Genomic DNA, 17,791 nt, shown 5'->3' with positions numbered 1-17,791 from the left:
TTGTACCCCCTCGGCCCGCTACCCCGAGTGGCGGAACGCCCTTGTCTGAGTGAGATTGTCCGTGTTCCCCATCGAACGAAAGGCACCTCCATGGCGGGAAACGATCTCGGCAGTCTGCTCGGCGGCCTCCTCGGAGGCGGCGGCCAGGGCAGCCCGGGCGGCGGCGCCGGCGGGGCCGGCAACATCCTCGGCGCCCTGCTCGGCGCACTCGGCGGAGCCCAGGGCAGCGGCGCCTCCAACCCGCTCGGCGGCCTCCTCGACATGCTGTCCAGGTCCGGCCTCGCCGACCAGGCCCAGTCCTGGGTCGGCAGCGGCGACAACCAGCCCGTCAGCGGCGCCCAGATCGCCGAGGCCCTGCCCGACGACACCCTCCGGAAGGTCGCCGACGACGCCGGGGTGAGCCCCGAGACCGTCGCCGACGAGATCGCCCGTCACCTCCCGCAGGCCGTCGACAAGCTGACCCCCCAGGGCGCCGCCCCGCAGAGCGGGGTCTCGCTGGAGGACCTGATCCGCCAGCAGAACCTCTGACCTGCCGCCCTGCCGCCCTGCCGCGCCCGCCGCTCCGCCGTCTCGGAGGGCGGGCGCCCCGACGGCGCGTCCGAACGGCTGACTAGGCTTGGCCGGAGCACTGACGCGCGGAAGGAGCACGAGGTGGCGGTACGAGCGGTCCGAGGCGCCGTCCAGCTGGAGCGGGACGAGGCCGGACACATGCACGAGCAGGTCGAGGAGCTCCTCGCCGCCGTGCTCGAACGCAACGGGCTGACCGCCGACGACCTCATCAGCATCTGGTTCACGGCCACGCCCGACCTGCACAGCGACTTCCCCGCCGCCGCGGCCCGCCGCGTCGGCATCGTGGACGTCCCCCTGATCTGCGCCCAGGAGCTCGACGTCGAGGGTGCCATGCCGAGGGTCGTACGACTCCTCGCGCACATCGAGTCGGACCTGCCCAAGTCCCGGATCGCGCACGTCTACCTCGGTGCCGCGGCCGCCCTGCGCAAGGACATCGCCCAGTGAGAACCGCGCTCGTCATCGGAACCGGCCTGATCGGCACCTCGGCGGCGCTCGCCCTCGCCGGGCGCGGCATCGGCGTCCATCTGCGCGACCACGACCCCGCCCGCGCCCGCACCGCCGCCGCGCTCGGCGCGGGCACGGAGGAGACGCCCGAGGGCCCCGTGGACCTCGTCGTCGTCGCCGTACCGCCCGCGCACGTCGCCGGCACCCTCGCCGAGGCCATGCGGGCCGGGCTCGGGCGCGGCTACATCGACGTGGCCAGCGTCAAGGGCGGCCCCAAGCGCGAGCTGGAGGAGCTGGGCCTCGACCTCACCACGTACATCGGCACCCACCCGATGTCCGGCAAGGAGCGCTCCGGACCGCTCGCCGCCACCGCCGACCTCTTCGAGGGCCGCCCCTGGGTGCTGACCCCCGGCCGGGACACCGACACCGAGGTCCTCAACCTCGCCCTCGAACTCGTCGCGCTCTGCCGGGCCGTCCCCGTCGTCATGGACGCCGACGCCCACGACCGCGCGGTCGCGCTCGTCTCGCACACCCCGCAGCTCGTGTCCTCGATGGTCGCCGCCCGCCTGGAGCAGGCCGACGAGACCGCGGTGCGCCTCTGCGGCCAGGGCATCCGCGACGTCACCCGGATCGCCGCCTCCGACCCCCGCATGTGGGTCGAGATCCTCTCCGCCAACCCCGGACCCGTCGCCGACGTCCTGGCGGGCGTGGCCGCCGACCTCGACGAGACGGTCCGCGCACTGCGCTCCCTGGAGTCCGGCGACGACGCCAAGCGCCGCGCCGGCGCCTCCGGCGTCGAGGACGTCCTGCGCCGCGGCAACGCCGGCCGGGCCCGCGTCCCCGGCAAGCACGGCGCCGCCCCCACCGCGTACGAGACGGTCGCCGTCCTCATCAGCGACCAGCCCGGCGAGCTGGCCCGCATCTTCGCCGACGCCGGCCGCGCGGGCGTCAACGTCGAGGACGTCCGCATCGAGCACGCGACCGGGCAGCAGGCCGGCCTGGTCCAGCTGATGGTCGACCCCTCGACGGCCCCCGCCCTGGCGGAGGCCCTGCGCGAGCGGGGCTGGGCGCTGCGCACCGGCTGAGCCGGGGTCCCGGAGCCCCCGACGCGGGGTCCGGGGCCCGCTGGGCCGAACGGGGGCGGGGGACTCGGTAACCTTGTGGGGGTCCCCGCATGTCCGCCGGGGGCTCCCGCTCACCCAGGAAGGCGTTCCCCACCGTGGAAACCGTGATCGTCGCCATCGACGGCCCCTCCGGCACGGGCAAGTCGAGCACCTCGAAGGCGGTGGCCGCCAAGCTGGGGCTGAGCTACCTCGACACCGGCGCCCAGTACCGGGCCATCACGTGGTGGATGATCAGCAACGGCGTCGACGTCCAGGACGCCGAGGCCGTCGCCAACGCCGCCGCCAAGCCCGTCATCGTCTCCGGCACCGACCCGGCCAGGCCCACCATCACCGTCGACGGCCTCGACGCGGCCGGGCCCATCCGTACCGAGGAGGTCACCTCCAAGGTCAGCGCCGTCAGCGCCGTCCCCGAGGTGCGCGCCCTGATCACGGAGCTCCAGCGGTCCATCGCCAAGAGCGCCGAGCAGGGCATCGTCGTCGAGGGCCGGGACATCGGCACCACCGTGCTGCCCGACGCCGACCTCAAGATCTTCCTCACCGCCTCCCCCGAGGCCCGCGCCGCCCGCCGCTCCGGCGAGGTCAAGGGCGCCGACGTGCACGCCACCAAGGAAGCCCTGATCAAGCGGGACGCGGCCGACTCCAGCCGCAAGACCTCCCCGCTCGCCAAGGCCGGCGACGCCGTCGAGGTCGACACCACCGAGCTCACCCTCGACCAGGTCATCGAGTGCGTCGTCACCCTGGTGGACGAGAAGAGGACGGCCGCCAAGTGACCCAGCCCTCCGAGAGGGGCGCCGCCGTCGGCCGGGGCATCGGCATCGGGCTGATGTACGGCCTCTGGAGACCGCGTGTCCTCGGCGCCTGGCGGGTACCGGCCTCCGGTCCCGTCATCCTCGCCGTCAACCACGCCCACAACCTCGACGGCCCCATGCTCATGGGCACCGCCCCGCGGCCCGTGCACTTCCTCATCAAGAAGGAAGCGTTCGTCGGACCGCTGGGCAGCTTCCTCGAAGGCATCGGCCAGGTGAAGGTCGACCGGGACAGCACCGACCGCACCGCCATCGGCAACGCGCTCGGCGTCCTGGAGCAGGGCGGCGTCCTCGGGATCTTCCCCGAGGGCACCCGCGGCGAGGGCGACTTCGCCTCGCTGCGCGCCGGACTCGCCTACTTCGCCGTCCGCAGCGGCGCCCCGATCGTCCCGGTCGCCGTGCTCGGCAGCACCGACAAGCCCGGGCGGCTCGTCAAGGCGCTGCCCCGGCTCCGCAGCCGGGTGGACGTCGTCTTCGGCGACGCCTTCGACGCGGGCGACGGCAGCGGCCGGCGCACCCGCAAGGCGCTCGACGAGGCGACCTTCCGCATTCAGGAACGCCTCACCGACCACCTGAAAAACGCCAGGCGCCTCACCGGGCGCTGAGCGACACTCCCAGTAGTGGGCCCCGCGGCCCGGGGACCCACCGACCACGAATGATCAAGGAACGGACTTCATGAACGACCAGCACGACCACGGGGCACTTGGCGACGCCGAGTACGCGGAGTTCATGGAGCTCGCCGCGGAAGAGGGCTTCGACATCGAGGACGTCGAGGGCGCGATCGAGGAGGCCGGGCACGGCCCGCTCCCCGTCCTCGCCGTCGTCGGTCGTCCCAATGTCGGCAAGTCGACCCTGGTCAACCGGATCATCGGCCGCCGCGAGGCCGTCGTCGAGGACAAGCCGGGCGTCACCCGCGACCGCGTCACCTACGAGGCCGAGTGGGCCGGCCGCCGCTTCAAGGTCGTCGACACCGGCGGCTGGGAGCAGGACGTCCTCGGCATCGACGCCTCCGTCGCCGCCCAGGCCGAGTACGCCATCGAGGCCTCCGACGCCTGCCTCTTCGTCGTCGACGCCACCGTCGGCGCCACCGACACCGACGAGGCCGTCGTCAAGCTGCTGCGCCGCGCCGGGAAGCCGGTCGTCCTCGCCGCCAACAAGGTCGACGGCCAGTCCGGCGAGGCCGACGCCACCGCCCTGTGGTCGCTCGGCCTCGGCGAGCCGTACCCGGTCTCCTCGCTGCACGGCCGCGGCACCGGCGACCTCCTCGACGCCGTCCTGGAGGCCCTGCCCGAGGCGCCCGAGCAGCGCTTCGGCAACGCCCTCGGCGGCCCGCGCCGCATCGCGCTGATCGGCCGCCCGAACGTCGGCAAGTCCTCCCTGCTCAACAAGGTCGCCGGCGAGGACCGTGTCGTCGTCAACGAGCTCGCGGGCACCACCCGCGACCCGGTCGACGAGCTGATCGTGCTCGGCGGCAAGACCTGGAAGTTCGTCGACACGGCCGGCATCCGCAAGAAGGTGCACCTCCAGGAGGGCGCGGACTACTACGCCTCCCTGCGCACGGCCGCCGCCGTCGAGAAGGCCGAGGTGGCCGTCATCCTCATCGACACCACCGACAACATCTCCGTCCAGGACCAGCGCATCATCACGATGGCGGTCGAGTCGGGCCGCGCCGTCGTCATCGCCTACAACAAGTGGGACGAGCTCGACGAGGAGCGCCGCTACTACCTCGAGCGCGAGATCGAGACCGAGATGCAGCAGGTCGCCTGGGCGCCCCGGGTCAACGTCTCCGCCAAGACCGGCCGCCACATGGACAAGCTGGTCCCGGCCATCGAGACCGCCATCGCCGGCTGGGAGACCCGTGTCCCCACCGGCCGGCTGAACGCGTTCCTGGGCGAGATCGTCGCCGCCCACCCGCACCCGATCCGCGGCGGCAAGCAGCCCCGCATCCTCTTCGGCACGCAGGCGGGCACCAAGCCGCCGCGCTTCGTGCTCTTCGCCTCCGGCTTCCTGGAGCACGGCTACCGCCGCTTCGTCGAGCGCCGCCTGCGCGAGGAGTTCGGCTTCGAGGGCACCCCGATCCACATCTCGGTGCGGGTGCGCGAGAAGCGCGGCAAGAAGAAGTAGGGCGCGCCCCGCGCGTACGGGCACGTACGGAGACGTGCGGGCGCGTACGGGCACGCGCGGCAGGCATACGGCGGAGGGCCGGGGCGGTGTGATCGCCCCGGCCCTCCGCCTCGTCCCCGCCCCGCACGTACGGCGGGCCTACGTCCTCACGGGCTCGTCCGCGGCCCCGGCGGCAGCGCGTACGCCGACCAGCCCGCCTGCCGCTGCCCCGGCCCCTGTCCGTGCGCCGCGTGCCGGTGCGTCCCCGCCCCGAAGGACCGGAAGCTCAGCTCCTCCTCGCCGCTGCGGTCGCCCGGCAGCGTGCGGAACGACCGGCGGTACTCGGAGTACAGGGCGTCGTAGATCGGCGTCGCCGAAGGGCCCGCCGACACCTCCTGCGCCGGGCGCATGGACGGGATCGGACTCGGATACTGCTGACGGAACGGGTCGTATGGGTGCACGTAGGTGCCAACGACCCCGCCGTCCGCGAGATGCGGGCGGCCCTCGGAAAGTGGAACCCGGGGGCGCGGCACCGTCGGAACCCCCGGGACGCGCGCCGGCCCTATGCCGGGCCCGTCCGCCCTCACGTACCGGCCAGCGGCATCGCGGCGGCGACCAGGCGTCCGTTGGCCGCGGCCTTCTCCAGGGCGTCGCGGAGCAGGTCCTCGCGCGGCTGCTGGCCGATGGAGCCGACGGGGGCGGCGAACACCAGCACCGTGTGCGACTTGTTCGCCGCGGCCCGCCAGCCCTCGGTGACCTGGAGCGGCTGGTGCGCCTGCCACCAGGCGGCCTGGCCGACGCCGCCCGCGCCCGGCTGGAGCACGGAGTGCAGCTGGCCCATGGCGACCAGGACCGACCAGCCCGGCAGCGGGGCCGGCTTCCGGTTCATGTCCGTCACCGGCTGGAAGCCCTGCTCCGCCAGCAGCGGCAGGAACTCGTCCACCAGTCCCTCCGAGCCCGGCCGGGCGACCGGGGCGGTCGGCTCCACCACGAGCGCCGGGTGCAGCTCGCCGTCGATCAGCACCAGACCGCTCGTGACGCCGAGCACCGCCTGCTCCGGGTGCGACACCGCGAGGGAGTCGGCCGCGTCCGCCGCCGCGATGGAGGCCACGGCGCCCTGGAGCTGCGCCTCCTCGACCCGGACGACCTGGGACGGGATGCAGCTGGCGTGGGCGAAGGCGAGGACGGCGGTCTCGTCGCCGACGAACAGCACCGTGCTGGTGCGCTCGTGCTCGGAATCGCCCGGCGTCCGGCAGGAGGTGCAGTCGTAGCTGCCCGGGGCGTTGTCGCCGGCGAGGAGCCGGTCGGCTTCTTCGTCGCCGATCTCGGCGCGTACGTCCTCGCTGACGTCGAGCATGCGCGGCACGGGGGGCTCCCTGGACTCGGTGCGTGCGACGACCGGGCGGTTCCCGGGCGTCTCATGCCGAGTTCAACGGGCAAGGCTCGGCCGGGGTCACGCGTGGGCACCCGACAACTTGTGTGACGCCGACCGGGTGGCATGTGAACGGTGTTCCGCGCGGCACGGGCCGGGCGCCCGCGGTGGCTGCCTAGCCTGCGCCGATGTCGAAGATCCGATATGCGACGGCCGGTGCCGTCCTGGTCGCCGCGCTCCTCGCCCCGGGAGCGGTCGCCGACGCCGTCGCGGCCCCCTCGCCCGTCGAGGCCTGCGTGAAGGACCAGTGGCCGTGGGGGTGCGTCGCCGACTGCGAGAGCGGTGGGCGGTGGGCGGCGGACACCGGCAACGGCTTCTACGGCGGGCTCCAGTTCTGGCCGCCGACCTGGAGCGAGTTCGGCGGCCTCACGTACGCCCGGCGCGCCGACCTCGCGACCCGGGCCCAGCAGATCGCCGTCGCGGAGGACGTCCTGCGCGTCCAGGGCTGGGGCGCCTGGCCGGCCTGCTCCAAGCGGTACGGGCTGAGCGGCCGCGCCCATGTCGTCCAGGCCGGCGACACGCTCGGCAAGGTCGCCCGCCGCTTCTCCGTGAAGGGCGGCTGGGAGGCGCTGTACGCGGCGAACCGCGCCGCGATCGGGCCGGACCCGAACCGGCTGATGGTGGGCACGATGCTGCGGCTGCCCTAACGGCGCGCCGGACCGCTCCCCCCGGCCAGGATCTCGCCGCCGGACGCGAGCGAGCCGCGGCGCAGCTCGAAGGCGACCGAGCCCGGCGGCAGCCCGGGCGGCACCCGCTGCTCGGCCAGGACGACGGCCGCGCCGCCGGTGCGCGCGACTCCCGCGAGCAGCCCGTACGTCCGGTCGGCCACCGCCCTCGACAGGCCGAGCGACGGCTCGTCGACCAGCACCACCCGGGCGTCCGACAGCACGGCGCGGGTGAGCGCGAGCATCCGGCGCTCGCCGCCGGACAGCGTTCCGGCGCGGTGCGCGAGCAGCGGCGCCAGCTCGGGGTACGCGGCGAGGGCGGCGTCCTGGCGGCCCGGTGCCGCGAGGTCCAGGTTCTCGGCGACGGTGAGGGTCGCGTACACGGCCCGCAGGTCCGGTACGAAGCACAGGCCGCGGCGGGCCCGCTCGTGGGCGGGCAGCCGGGTGACGTCGGCACCCCGCCACTCCACCCGCCCCGCCGCGAGCGGCACCGTCCCGGCGAGGGCGCGCAGCGCGGAGCTGCGGCCGGCGCCGTTGCGGCCGAGCAGCACGGTGACCGTGGCGGCGGGCAGCGGCAGGTCGAGCCCGTGCAGGGCCTCCAGGGGGCCGTAGCGGACCCGGGCCGCGCGCAGGGCGATCTCGACGCTCATGACACGATCCGGCCGCCTTCCATGGTGTGGACGGTACGGGCGATGCCGGCGACCAGGTCCGGGTCGTGCTCGACGACCAGCACGGTGAGGCCGTCGGCGGCCAGGGCGGCGAGGATCCGGGCGAGTGCCGCGGTCTCGTCCGCGTCCAGGCCGGCGGCCGGCTCGTCGAGCAGCAGCGTGTGCGGTCCGGCCGCCAGCGCCCGGGCCAGCTCGACCCGGCGCAGCGTCCCGGTCGGCAGCCCGGCCGCCGCGCGGTGCCGCACGGGCCCCGCGAGCCCCACCAGGCGCAGCGCCTGCTCCACGGCCCCCGGGGCGGCCGTACGGCCCTGCTCGGCACCGACGCGGACGTTCTCCTCCACGGTGAGCGACGGGAACACGGCGAGTTGCTGGAACGTCCGGCCGATCCCCATCCGGGCGCGGGCGTGCGCGGGGCGTCCGGTGATGTCGGCGTGGCCGAGGGCGACCCGCCCGGCGGTGGGCCGCAGGGTCCCCGCGAGACAGTCGAACAGGGTGCTCTTGCCGGCGCCGTTGGGGCCGACGAGGGCGGTGATCTGGGCGGGGCGGAGGGTGAGGGTGACGCCGTGGAGGGCGGTGAGGCCGCCGGGGTAGGTGAGGGTGAGGCGGTCGGCGCGGAGGGCGGCGGCGACTTCGCGGGCCGCCGCGGGCCGGTGGGGGGCGGCGGCGGATGGCGGCGGTGCCTTCGACGTGGGTGAGGTGGGGGGCGGTGCGCTGGGCGCGCTCGGCACGCGAGGCACGGGTGCCGCGCCCGCCGGGTGGGGCGTGCCGGCTGTGCCCCTCGCGCCCGCCCTGTCCGTCGCACCCGCCCTGTCCGTCGCGCCCGCCCTGTCCCTCGCACCCGCCCTGTCCGTCGCGCCCGCCCCGGCTCCCGCACCCGCCCTTCCCCTCGCACCCGCCCCGTCCACCGCACCGGCCCCCAGCCTCCCCAGCAGCGGTGGTACCCGTCCCACCAGGGCCGCCAGGATGCCGATCGTCGCCGCCGCCACGCCCGCGTGGGTGCTGGTGTCGAGGGTGACGAGGAGGGCAGCGGCCAGGAGGGGGGTGAGGAGGGTGTCGGGGCCCAGGACCAGGACGGCGGCGAACCAGAGGAGGCCGCGGACCGGGTCGTACGCGGCGGGGTCGAAGGCGCGTTGGCCCATGGTCAGGAGGCCGCCGCCCAAGGCGGCCAGGGCGGCGCCCAGGACGAACGCGAGCAGCTTGAGGGCGGCCACGCGGACGCCCGCGGCCTCCGCGCCGGGCTCGTGGTCGCGCAGGGCGGCGAGCGCGCGCCCCGTGCGGCCCCGGCGCAGGGCCGCCACCAGGAGGAGGCAGGCGGCCAGCACGAGGAGTTCCAGGACGTAGTAGGCGCGGTCGTCCGTGAAGGCGGCCGGGCGGGAGACCGTCAGGCCCGCCGTGGCGTACGGCTGGGTGAGGACGAAGCGGCTGACCGCGACGCCGACCGCCAGGGTGGCCAGGGCGAGCGCCAGGCCGTGGCGGCGGATCGCGGGCCAGCCCGTCAGCAGGCCCAGCGGGGCCACGCACAGCACCGCCGTCCCGAGTGCCACCAACTCCGGCAGGCCGGCCGCCGCCAGCAGGGCCGCGAAGAGGGCGCCCAGGCCCGCGTACGCCGTCTGGCCCAGCGCGATCTGGCCGGCCCGGCCCGAGACGACCACCAGCGAGAGCAGGATCACCGCGAGGGCCGGGACCTGGACCGCGGTCGTCAGGTCGGTGCCGCCGAAGCCCAGCGGCAGGAGCAGCAGGACGCCGGCCGTCAGCCACAGGCCCGGCGGGGTGCGGCCCGCGGTGAGCGCCGGCGGGAGCGTGTCCGCGCCGCCCACCCCCGGCAGCACCAGCGCCGCCACCAGGAGCGCCACCACGAAGAGGTTCGCCCCGACCGCCTGGACCAGCGGCCCGGCCCAGCCCTCCGGGTGCAGCCGGGTGAGCTGGGCCTGGGCCACGCCCAGCGCGAGCCCGGTCAGCACCGCGACCGGCAGGCTCCGCATCCGCGCCACCACCGCGACCGCGATCACCTCGACGACGAGCAGCGGCATCCCGTACGGGTCGAGCCGCACGTACGGCGCGAGGAGCACACCGGTGAGGCCCGCCGTGAACGAGCCGAAGGCCCAGCCCGCCGCCGACACCCGGTCCGCGGCGATCCCGGAGACCGTCGCGAGCGGCCGGTTGTCCACCACCGCCCGCAGCTCCCGGCCGAAGCGGGTCCACCGGGTCACCGCCCCGACCAGGCAGGCCAGCGCCACGACCACCGCCAGCTGTACCCACGGGTCGTCGCCCAGCAGGACGGGCGCGTCCGCGCGGGCGTCCGTGCCCCAGACCAGCGCCGCCGTGCCGACGAGGAGGACGAACACGCCGATGGAGGCCACCAGGGTCTGCGCCGGGTTCGAGCCGCGCAGCGCGAGCGGGCGGAACACCGCCCGGTCGAGGAGGAGCCCGACGGCCGGGGCGAAGAGCAGGAGGGTGACGAGCGCCGCCGGCAGGAGCGGCCAGGACCACTCCACCACCAGCCGGCGCAGGACGTACGCGCAGACCATCGCGATCGCGCCGTGGGCCAGGTTCAGCACGCCGGTCGCCCGGTAGGTGACGATCAGACCGATGCCGGTGAGCGCCGCCGCGCTGCCGACCGCCAGTCCGGCCAGCGTCAGCTCGTACGTCAGCGAGGCCACGGTTCACACACCGGGCACGGGGCCAGCTCCGCGTCCCCCACCGGCACCGCCTCGGGCCGTGCCGCCACCAGCGGGCAGTCCGGCCGGTGGGCGAGCGTCCCGCCGGGGACGCGGAGCGGGGGGCCGGGAGAGGAGGGCGGGGCGGGGGGCAGGGGCTCCGGGGCGGACTCCGGGGCGGACTCCGGGGCGGGCGAGCCGTCGGGGGCCCGCCGCGCGCCCGTCGCCAGCAGGACCGCTCCCGAGACGATCAGCGCCGCTCCCGGCACCGTGCACGACGCCAGATACGGCAGCTGCCGTTCCGCGAAGCGCTCGCCCGAGATCCCGTACCAGCCGAGCACGCACAGCACCGCGCCCCCGGCGGCCGTCGCGAGACCGCCCCACAGCAGCATCCGGGGTGTCGACGACGGCACGGGATCCTCCCTTGCCTCCTGGAGAAGGTGTTCTTTCTTGCACTATGTCCCTGTTCGGCACACCCTGGAATCATCAGGCCGCCCGGCCTGGACGGACATCCGGTGGTGAGCCAGATGGTTCTCGGACGACGCGCCGCCCCCCTCGCGGCCGCCGCGGTGCTGCTGCTGGCCCCGGCCCTCGCGGGCTGTTCGGACGACGGCGGCTCCGGCTCCGGGCAGACCGGCACCCCCGCACCCGCCTCGGTGCACGGACCCGCCGACCCGGTCGCCGCCAAGGCGCAGATCACCAAGAACTGGACGGCCTTCTTCGACCCGAAGACCCCGACGAGCGAGAGGATCGAGCTCCTGGAGAACGGCGAGACGATGGCGCCCGTGCTCGGGGCGTTCGCCGCGGACAAGACCGCGGGCAGGGCCTCCGCCCAGGTCAAGTCCATCGCGTTCACCTCGCCCTCCGGGGCCGAGGTGACCTACGACCTGCTCGTCGGCGGCAGTCCCGCCCTGCCCGACGCCAAGGGCACCTCCGTCCTGCAGAACGACACCTGGAAGGTCTCCGTGAAGACCCTCTGCGGCCTGGTCCAGCTCAGCGGTGCGCAGGTCCCCGGCTGCTGAGGCGGCCCCGGCGCTGCGCGCCGCCGTGGCGGCCCTGCTCGCCGTGCTCGCCCTGCTGCTGGCGGGCTGCGGCAGCCGGCTCCCGGAGCGCGCCTTCGAGACGCGGCCCACCGCCAACCCCTCCGGCGGTGAGCCGCTCCGCGTCGGCATCATCACCAGCGCCACCAGCCCGGTCGGCGGCGACACGTTCACCGGCCCGCGCGACGGCGCCCGCGCCTACTTCGACGCCCTCAACGCGCGCGGCGGCATCGACGGCCGCAGGGTCGAGGTCGTCACCTGCGACGACGGCGGCAGCGGCGTCGGGAACAACGCGTGCGTGCACGAGCTGGTCGACGAGCGGAAGGTCTTCGCCCTGGTCGCCACCACCGCCCTGGACTACGCGGGCGCCCCACTGGTCTCCCGGGCCGGCGTCCCCGACATCGGCGGCCAGCCGCTGACCCCCGCCTACGACACCTACCCGCACCTGTACGGGATCTACGGCAGCTCCGCCCCGCGCACCGGACGCGCGCCCGGCTGGAACGGGACGCTGTACGGCGGCACCGAGGTCTATCGCTGGTTCCGGCAGCACCTGGGCGCCCGCACCGCCGCCGTCGTCTCCTACAACCAGGCCGCCTCCGCCTCGTACGCCCGGCTGGTCTCCGAGGGGCTGCGCGCCGAGGGCTACCGGGTCGTCGACGAGCAGGTCGACTTCGTGCTGCCCAACTTCCGCGCCGTCGCCGCCGATCTGCGGGCGCAGCGTGCGGACCTCGTCCTCGACGCCCTGGACACGCACGGCAACGCCCGGCTGTGCGAGGCGATGGAGGAGCTCGGCGTCCACGTCGAGGCCAAGGTCACCAACGTGCAGAACTGGTCCTCCAGCGTGCCCCGCGACTACGCCGGCGCGCCCGGCTGCCGTGCCGTGCTCTACGTCACCGGCTCCAGCCGCAACTACGACGACACCTCCGTCGGGCAGCCCGCGGTACGGGAGTTCCGGGCGGCGATGGGGGACCGGCCGCTCTCCCAGTGGCAGCTGGAGGGCTGGGCGGCGGCCATGTGGTTCACGGACGCGGTGCGGTCCTGCGGGGCGCGCCCGACCCGCGCGTGCGTCGAGGGGTTCGTCAACCGGGCGGAGCCGTACACCGCGCACGGTCTGTTGCTGCCCGTACGGTTCGAGCGTCTCGCGCGGCCGCCGGAGACCCGGTACACCTGTCTGTCCGTGGCCCGTTGGCAGGACGGGCGCGGCTGGGTGTCGCAGGGCGACATGGACACGGACTGCGCCACCGTGCCCCAACTGCCGTACCGGCCGTGAACGACGGCTTCGCCGGGCGCAGTACAGTCGCCCCGACCACGCACCTCACCGGGGGGAACCGGTAAGCGTCATGCGCATCTCCTTCCTGCTCCACAACGGCTACCACATCGGCGGCACGATCCGGACGACCTTCACCCTCGCCGCGGAGCTGGCGGAACGTCACGAGGTCGAGATCGTCTCGGTGTTCCGCCACCGCGACGACCCGATCCTCGGCGTCCCCGGCGGAGTGACCCTGCGTCACCTCGTCGACCTGCGGAAGGACAGCCCGGGTTACGACGGCGCCCACCCCGACTTCGGGCGCCCGGCCCGGGTCTTCCCGCGCGGCGACGGGCGCTGGAAGCAGTACAGCGCGCTCACCGACGCCCGGATCGGCGCCCATCTGGCCTCCGTCGAGGCGGACGTGGTGGTGGCCACCCGCCCCGGCCTCAACGTGCAGCTGGCCCGGCAGGCCCCGCGCGGGCCGGTCCTGGTCGGCCAGGAGCACCTGATCCTCGACGGTCACAGCTTCCGGCTGCGCCGCGACATCGCCCACGAGTACGCGCTGCTGGACGCCGTCACCACCGTCACCGAGGCCGACGCCCGCGCCTACCGGGCGCTTGCGCTGCCCGGCGTCCGCGTCGACGCCGTGCCCAACAGCGTGCCCGCGCCGAGCGTGCCGCCGGCCGACCCGGCCGCGAAGGTCGTCGTCGCGGCCGGCCGGCTCACCCCGGTCAAGCGGTACGACCTGCTGATCGACGCCTTCGCCGACGTGGCCGCGGCCCGCCCCGACTGGAAGCTGCGCATCTACGGCACCGGCGACGCCTCCGACAACCTGAAGAAGACGCTGGCCCGGCAGATCGAGCGGCGCTCCCTCGGCGAGAACGTCTTCCTCATGGGCACCGCGCACCCGATGGAGCCCGAGTGGGCCAAGGGCTCGCTGGCCGCCGTCACCTCGCGGCGCGAGTCCTTCGGCATGACCATCGTCGAGGCGATGCGCTGCGGTCTTCCGGTGGTCTCCACCGACTGCCCGTACGGGCCGGGCGAGATCATCGAGGACGGCGTCGACGGCCGGCTCGTCCCGGTCGACGACACCGCGGCGGTCGGCGCGGCCCTGCTCGCCCTCATCAACGACGACGAGGGGCGGGCCAGGGCGGCGAAGGCGGCGCTCGTCGCGTCCGAGCGTTTCGACCCGGTCCGGATCGCCGCCCGCCACGAGACGATCTGGTCCGAACTCGCCGCCGGGACCGCATCCCGCCCTCGCGTCCGGAGCCACGGGCGGGCCCGCGCGGCCGTCCACCGCGCGGTCGGCACGCTCCTCGACGCCGGCTACGCGGTGAAGGCGAAGGCGGGCGTCCTGGTCCGCCGCTTCCGCTGACGCCCCGGCCCGCACAGGGCGCCGGGGCGGGCCCGTGCCTCAGGGACCGGTGGTCCCCCCGCCCCGCCGCACCGGTCGGCGCTCCGGCGGGGGGCTCGTGAGCCGCATCCGCTCGTAGTCCGCGAACTCCGGGTGGTGCAGGTCGAAGGCGGGGGACTCGGAGCGGATCCGGGGCACCGCGACGAAGTTGTGGCGGGGCGGCGGGCAGGACGTCGCCCACTCCAGCGAGCGGCCGTAGCCCCACGGGTCGTCGACGTCGACCTTCTCGCCGTACCGCCAGGTCCGCCACACGTTGTAGAGGAACGGCAGGGTGGAGGCGCCCAGCAGGAAGGCGCCGATGGTCGAGACCGTGTTGAGGGCGGTGAAGCCGTCGGCTTCGAGGTAGTCGGCGTACCGCCGGGGCATGCCCTCGGCGCCGAGCCAGTGCTGGACGAGGAACGTCGTGTGGAAGCCGACGAAGAGCGTCCAGAAGTGCATCTTCCCGAGCCGCTCGTCGAGCATCCGGCCGGTGAACTTGGGCCACCAGAAGTAGAAGCCCGCGAAGGTCGCGAAGACGACCGTGCCGAAGACCGTGTAGTGGAAGTGGGCGACCACGAAGTACGAGTCGGTGACGGCGAAGTCCATCGGCGGCGAGGCGAGGATCACGCCGGTGAGTCCGCCGAACAGGAACGACACCAGGAAGCCGGTGGCCCACAGCATCGGGGTCTCGAAGGAGAGCGAGCCGCCCAGCATGGTGCCGGTCCAGTTGAAGAACTTCACCCCGGTGGGCACCGCGATCAGGAAGGACAGCATCGAGAAGAAGGGCAGCAGCACCGCCCCGGTGGCGAACATGTGGTGGGCCCACACGACCACCGACAGGCCGGTGATGGTCATCGTGGCGGCCACGAGGGTGGTGTAGCCGAAGATCGGCTTGCGGGAGAAGACCGGGATGATCTCGCTGACGATGCCGAAGAACGGCAGGGCGATGATGTAGACCTCGGGGTGCCCGAAGAACCAGAACAGGTGCTGCCACAGCAGTGCGCCGCCGTTCTGCGGCTGGAAGACCACCGAGCCGAGCCGCCGGTCGGACTCCAGGACGAGGAGGGCCGCGGCGAGCACGGGGAAGGCCATCAGCACGAGGATCGTGGTGAAGAGGATGTTCCAGGTGAAGATCGGCATCCGGAACATGGTCATCCCGGGGGCCCGCATCCCGATGATGGTGGCCAGGAAGTTCACCGAGGTGAGGATCGTGCCGAAGCCGGAGAGCGCGAGCCCCATGATCCACAGGTCGACGCCGACGCCCGGCGACCGCAGCAGGCTGTTCAGCGGGGCGTAGGCGGTCCACCCGAAGGCCGCCGGGCCGCCGGGGGAGAGGGCGGAGCCGAGCACCATGAGCCCGCCGAAGAGGAACAGCCAGTACGAGAACATGTTGAGCCGCGGGAAGGCGACGTCGGGAGCGCCGATCTGCAGCGGCACCAGCTCGTTGGCGAAGCCCGCGAAGGTCGGGGTCGCGAAGAGCAGCAGCATGATCGTGCCGTGCAGGGTGAACGCCTGGTTGAACTCCAGGTTCGACACCAGCTGGAGCCCGGGCCGGGCCAGCTCGGCCCGCATCACCATCGCGAGGGCCCCGGCGATCAGGAAGAAGACGAACGAGGTCACCAGATAGAGGTGGCCGATCTTCTTGTGGTCGGTGGTGGTGATCCAGTCGATCAGCACCCGCCCGTGCCGCTGGCGTGCGGATTCGACGGTTCCGGCCGCGGTCTCGGTAGCCATCCCTGGATGATGCTCCGCCCCGCGGGGGAAGCGGGGGAGGCGGACCGACAGGTCGTCCGGTCGGCGGACGGTGTGTGCGCGGTGCGCGGAAAACGTGAAAGCCGCGCATGTGGGCGGATGCCCGGGAATTCCCGGCGGGCGGCAGCCTTACCCGAATTCCGGGGAAGGGCCGAGAAATATCGGAGAACCGGCCGGAAACCGCCCGTGCGAACGAGCGCGTCCCTGTCAAACATATGTCGAGAACCTGTGACACAAGCGTGACCGGCAAGGTACTAACGTGAGCTGTATGACACCCGAACACGCACCCGAAACGTATGTGGGGCTCGCCGCCGACGACGCCGAGCGCATCGCCCGGAACAGGGGCTGGCGCGTCGTCCGGGCCCTGCCACCGGGCTCGATCGTGACCATGGAGTACCTGGCCGGGCGCATCAACTTCGAGGTCGAGGACGGGGTCGTCACGCGCGCCTGGCTCGGCTGACGGCGTGACGAGGACAGCGCAGAGGGGCCCCGGCCGGGATCGGCCGGGGCCCCTCCGTCCTGTCGTGCGACGGCTCAGCCTCCGGTGGCCGGACGCGAGTGCGGCGGGCGGCGGCTGCCGGCCGGACCGACCGGACCGCGCTCCGAGCGCACCGCGTGGTGGGTGCGGGGCGGGGCGAGCGGCGGCGTCGGGAGCCCGGTCGCGCGGCCCGCGGCCGCCCGGCCGGAACCGGCGCCGACCTTCTCCCGGACCGGCTCCTCGGCCCCCGTCGGACGCTGCGGGAAGAGCCCGGGCACCGGTCCGCCGGTCGCCACGGGCAGCGACGGAACCAGGCGCCGACGGGCCCGCAGCTGCTCGCGCAGCCGGTCCCGCAGCCCCAGGATCCAGGCCTCTGCCACCGCGATCACCGGCTCGCACCAGGGCAGTGCGAGCAGGATCAGCAGGCCCGCGGCCCAGCCGAGCAGCACGTCGCTGAGCCAGTGGGTGCCGAGGTAGACGGTGGTCAGGCCGACCCCGAGGGCGACCACCGCCGAGAGGGCCGACAGATAGCGCCGGGCCCTCGGAGTGGTCGCCAGGTAGGCCAGGATGCCCCAGGTCACGACCGCGTTCGCGGTGTGCCCGGACGGGAATATATCGCCGCCGCCGAACAGCTCGGCGGAGCCGACCTGCGTCGCGTAGTGGGGGCCGAGCCGGCCCAGTCCGAGCTTGACCGCGCCGACGGTCACGTTGAGCAGGAGCAGCGCGGCGCCGAGGGAGAGCAGCGGGCGAAGCGTGTGCTGACGCCAGGAGCGCCAGCCCAGCCAGGCCGCCACCATGACGGCCGTGGGGCCGCGCTGGCCGAGGACGACGTAGTAGTCGAGGAAGGCGTGCAGCTCCGGCCATTGCTGATAGGGCCGGAAGAGCATGATCTTCCAGTCGAGGGTCACCAGCCAGGTCGACAGCAGTACGGCGACGACGATGGCCAGATAGAACGCCGACGTCCCGCCGAAGAGGGCGAGACGCGTGCGGGTCATCCGCGGGACCTCTATCTTCGGCGGTTCCGGCTCCCGGTCCAGCCGGGCAAAGATGTCGGTACGCACCCAATCGACGTTACAGGGAGTGAGTAGCGACCTTGGTCGTTCCGGTGCCTTCGTGATGACGATGTGATGTGGAGTTGCTCTCAGCCGGGCGTTTGTTCCCGTCGTCCGTCGGAAAATCCGATGACCTTCCGCCCTATTGCGGAGCGCACCTTTCCGGAAGTCTGTTTGAGGTTCCGGGGAATGCCGGAGCAATTGGCTCGACGGCGTTCCGCGCGGAATTCCAGGCGACGCGCGGTGCGGGCCGAGTGGCGTACGCCACACCGAGTGGCCCGCCGGGGTGAGAGCTGCACCACGCGCTCGGGGCTTGAACTCGCGTACGCTGACGGCTCACTCGCCCGTCGATGCCGGG

Annotated in this window: 18 protein-coding genes; 11 read left to right on the top strand and 7 right to left on the bottom strand. The window is 74.0% G+C overall.

Annotated features, from left to right (window positions below; genetic code table 11):
* Positions 1 to 90 precede the first annotated feature (90 nt).
* The 6 genes from OG309_RS08315 (at position 91) to der (ending at position 5,068) form a co-directional block, all read left to right on the top strand.
* Positions 91 to 528: a YidB family protein gene (locus tag OG309_RS08315; RefSeq protein ID WP_329419397.1), complete on the top strand. Its 438-nt coding sequence runs from the start codon at positions 91 to 93 to the stop codon at positions 526 to 528.
* A 123-nt stretch (positions 529 to 651) separates the two neighbouring features.
* Positions 652 to 1,014, top strand: a complete 363-nt coding sequence (aroH, locus tag OG309_RS08310) for a chorismate mutase (protein ID WP_329419396.1) — start codon at positions 652 to 654, stop codon at positions 1,012 to 1,014.
* Positions 1,011 to 2,099: a prephenate dehydrogenase gene (locus OG309_RS08305; RefSeq protein WP_329419394.1), complete on the top strand. Its 1,089-nt coding sequence runs from the start codon at positions 1,011 to 1,013 to the stop codon at positions 2,097 to 2,099. Before aroH ends, OG309_RS08305 begins: the two co-directional genes overlap by 4 nt.
* Positions 2,100 to 2,188: 89 nt before the next feature.
* Positions 2,189 to 2,908, top strand: coding sequence for a (d)CMP kinase (gene cmk, locus OG309_RS08300; protein WP_329419393.1), 720 nt, complete (start codon positions 2,189 to 2,191; stop codon positions 2,906 to 2,908).
* Between the two features lie 53 nt (positions 2,909 to 2,961).
* A complete protein-coding gene (locus tag OG309_RS08295) occupies positions 2,962 to 3,549 on the top strand; it encodes a lysophospholipid acyltransferase family protein (protein WP_402545899.1) in 588 nt (195 codons plus the stop codon).
* A gap of 70 nt (positions 3,550 to 3,619) precedes the next feature.
* Positions 3,620 to 5,068, top strand: coding sequence for a ribosome biogenesis GTPase Der (gene der / locus OG309_RS08290; RefSeq protein ID WP_329419389.1), 1,449 nt, complete (start codon positions 3,620 to 3,622; stop codon positions 5,066 to 5,068).
* A 146-nt stretch (positions 5,069 to 5,214) separates the two neighbouring features.
* On the opposite strand, the gene OG309_RS08285 is transcribed toward der, so the two are convergent.
* Complete coding sequence (locus tag OG309_RS08285; protein WP_329419388.1) at positions 5,215 to 5,457, bottom strand: hypothetical protein; 243 nt, start codon at positions 5,455 to 5,457, stop codon at positions 5,215 to 5,217.
* Between the two features lie 173 nt (positions 5,458 to 5,630).
* The gene (locus OG309_RS08280; protein ID WP_329419386.1) at positions 5,631 to 6,413 is read right to left on the bottom strand and encodes a hypothetical protein; all 783 of its coding nucleotides are present in this window, start codon (positions 6,411 to 6,413) and stop codon (positions 5,631 to 5,633) included.
* A gap of 194 nt (positions 6,414 to 6,607) precedes the next feature.
* On the opposite strand from OG309_RS08280, the gene OG309_RS08275 reads away from it, so the two are divergent.
* Entirely contained in the window at positions 6,608 to 7,126 is a 519-nt protein-coding gene (locus OG309_RS08275; RefSeq protein ID WP_329419384.1) for a LysM peptidoglycan-binding domain-containing protein, read from the top strand.
* On the opposite strand, the gene OG309_RS08270 is transcribed toward OG309_RS08275, so the two are convergent.
* From OG309_RS08270 to OG309_RS08260, 3 genes are read right to left on the bottom strand one after another with little or no spacing between them, the layout of a single operon-like run.
* Complete coding sequence (locus OG309_RS08270) at positions 7,123 to 7,794, bottom strand: ATP-binding cassette domain-containing protein (RefSeq protein WP_329419383.1); 672 nt, start codon at positions 7,792 to 7,794, stop codon at positions 7,123 to 7,125. The two genes, OG309_RS08275 and OG309_RS08270, sit on opposite strands and share 4 nt — an antisense overlap.
* Positions 7,791 to 10,472, bottom strand: a complete 2,682-nt coding sequence (locus OG309_RS08265) for an ABC transporter permease subunit (RefSeq protein WP_329419381.1) — start codon at positions 10,470 to 10,472, stop codon at positions 7,791 to 7,793. Before OG309_RS08265 ends, OG309_RS08270 begins: the two co-directional genes overlap by 4 nt.
* A complete protein-coding gene (locus OG309_RS08260) occupies positions 10,460 to 10,861 on the bottom strand; it encodes a hypothetical protein (protein WP_329428213.1) in 402 nt (133 codons plus the stop codon). The genes OG309_RS08265 and OG309_RS08260 overlap by 13 nt, the downstream gene beginning before the upstream one ends.
* 135 nt (positions 10,862 to 10,996) lie before the next feature.
* On the opposite strand from OG309_RS08260, the gene OG309_RS08255 reads away from it, so the two are divergent.
* The 3 genes from OG309_RS08255 to OG309_RS08245 all read left to right on the top strand — a co-directional run bounded on the left by OG309_RS08255 (position 10,997) and on the right by OG309_RS08245 (position 14,133).
* On the top strand, positions 10,997 to 11,491 hold the full coding sequence (locus tag OG309_RS08255; protein WP_329419379.1) for a hypothetical protein: 495 nt from the start codon (positions 10,997 to 10,999) through the stop codon (positions 11,489 to 11,491).
* Positions 11,469 to 12,779: an ABC transporter substrate-binding protein gene (locus tag OG309_RS08250; protein WP_329419378.1), complete on the top strand. Its 1,311-nt coding sequence runs from the start codon at positions 11,469 to 11,471 to the stop codon at positions 12,777 to 12,779. Before OG309_RS08255 ends, OG309_RS08250 begins: the two co-directional genes overlap by 23 nt.
* Positions 12,780 to 12,849: 70 nt before the next feature.
* A complete protein-coding gene (locus OG309_RS08245; RefSeq protein ID WP_329419376.1) occupies positions 12,850 to 14,133 on the top strand; it encodes a glycosyltransferase in 1,284 nt (427 codons plus the stop codon).
* Positions 14,134 to 14,172: 39 nt separating this feature from the next.
* Here OG309_RS08245 and ctaD read toward each other — a convergent pair whose 3' ends face one another.
* A complete protein-coding gene (ctaD, locus tag OG309_RS08240; protein WP_329419375.1) occupies positions 14,173 to 15,885 on the bottom strand; it encodes an aa3-type cytochrome oxidase subunit I in 1,713 nt (570 codons plus the stop codon).
* 286 nt (positions 15,886 to 16,171) lie between these two features.
* Here ctaD and OG309_RS08235 point away from each other — a divergent pair, with 286 nt between their 5' ends.
* Positions 16,172 to 16,363, top strand: coding sequence for an I78 family peptidase inhibitor (locus OG309_RS08235; protein WP_329419374.1), 192 nt, complete (start codon positions 16,172 to 16,174; stop codon positions 16,361 to 16,363).
* 74 nt (positions 16,364 to 16,437) lie between these two features.
* Here the strand turns inward: OG309_RS08235 and OG309_RS08230 are convergent, their stop codons facing one another.
* The gene (locus tag OG309_RS08230; RefSeq protein WP_329419372.1) at positions 16,438 to 17,442 is read right to left on the bottom strand and encodes a phosphatase PAP2 family protein; all 1,005 of its coding nucleotides are present in this window, start codon (positions 17,440 to 17,442) and stop codon (positions 16,438 to 16,440) included.
* Positions 17,443 to 17,791 lie beyond the last annotated feature (349 nt).

It is taken from the genome of Streptomyces sp. NBC_01268 (assembly GCF_036240795.1).
Classification (GTDB): domain Bacteria; phylum Actinomycetota; class Actinomycetes; order Streptomycetales; family Streptomycetaceae; genus Streptomyces.
The sequence above is the reverse complement of the archived record's forward strand: the minus strand, read 5'-3'. Positions and strand labels throughout refer to the sequence as shown.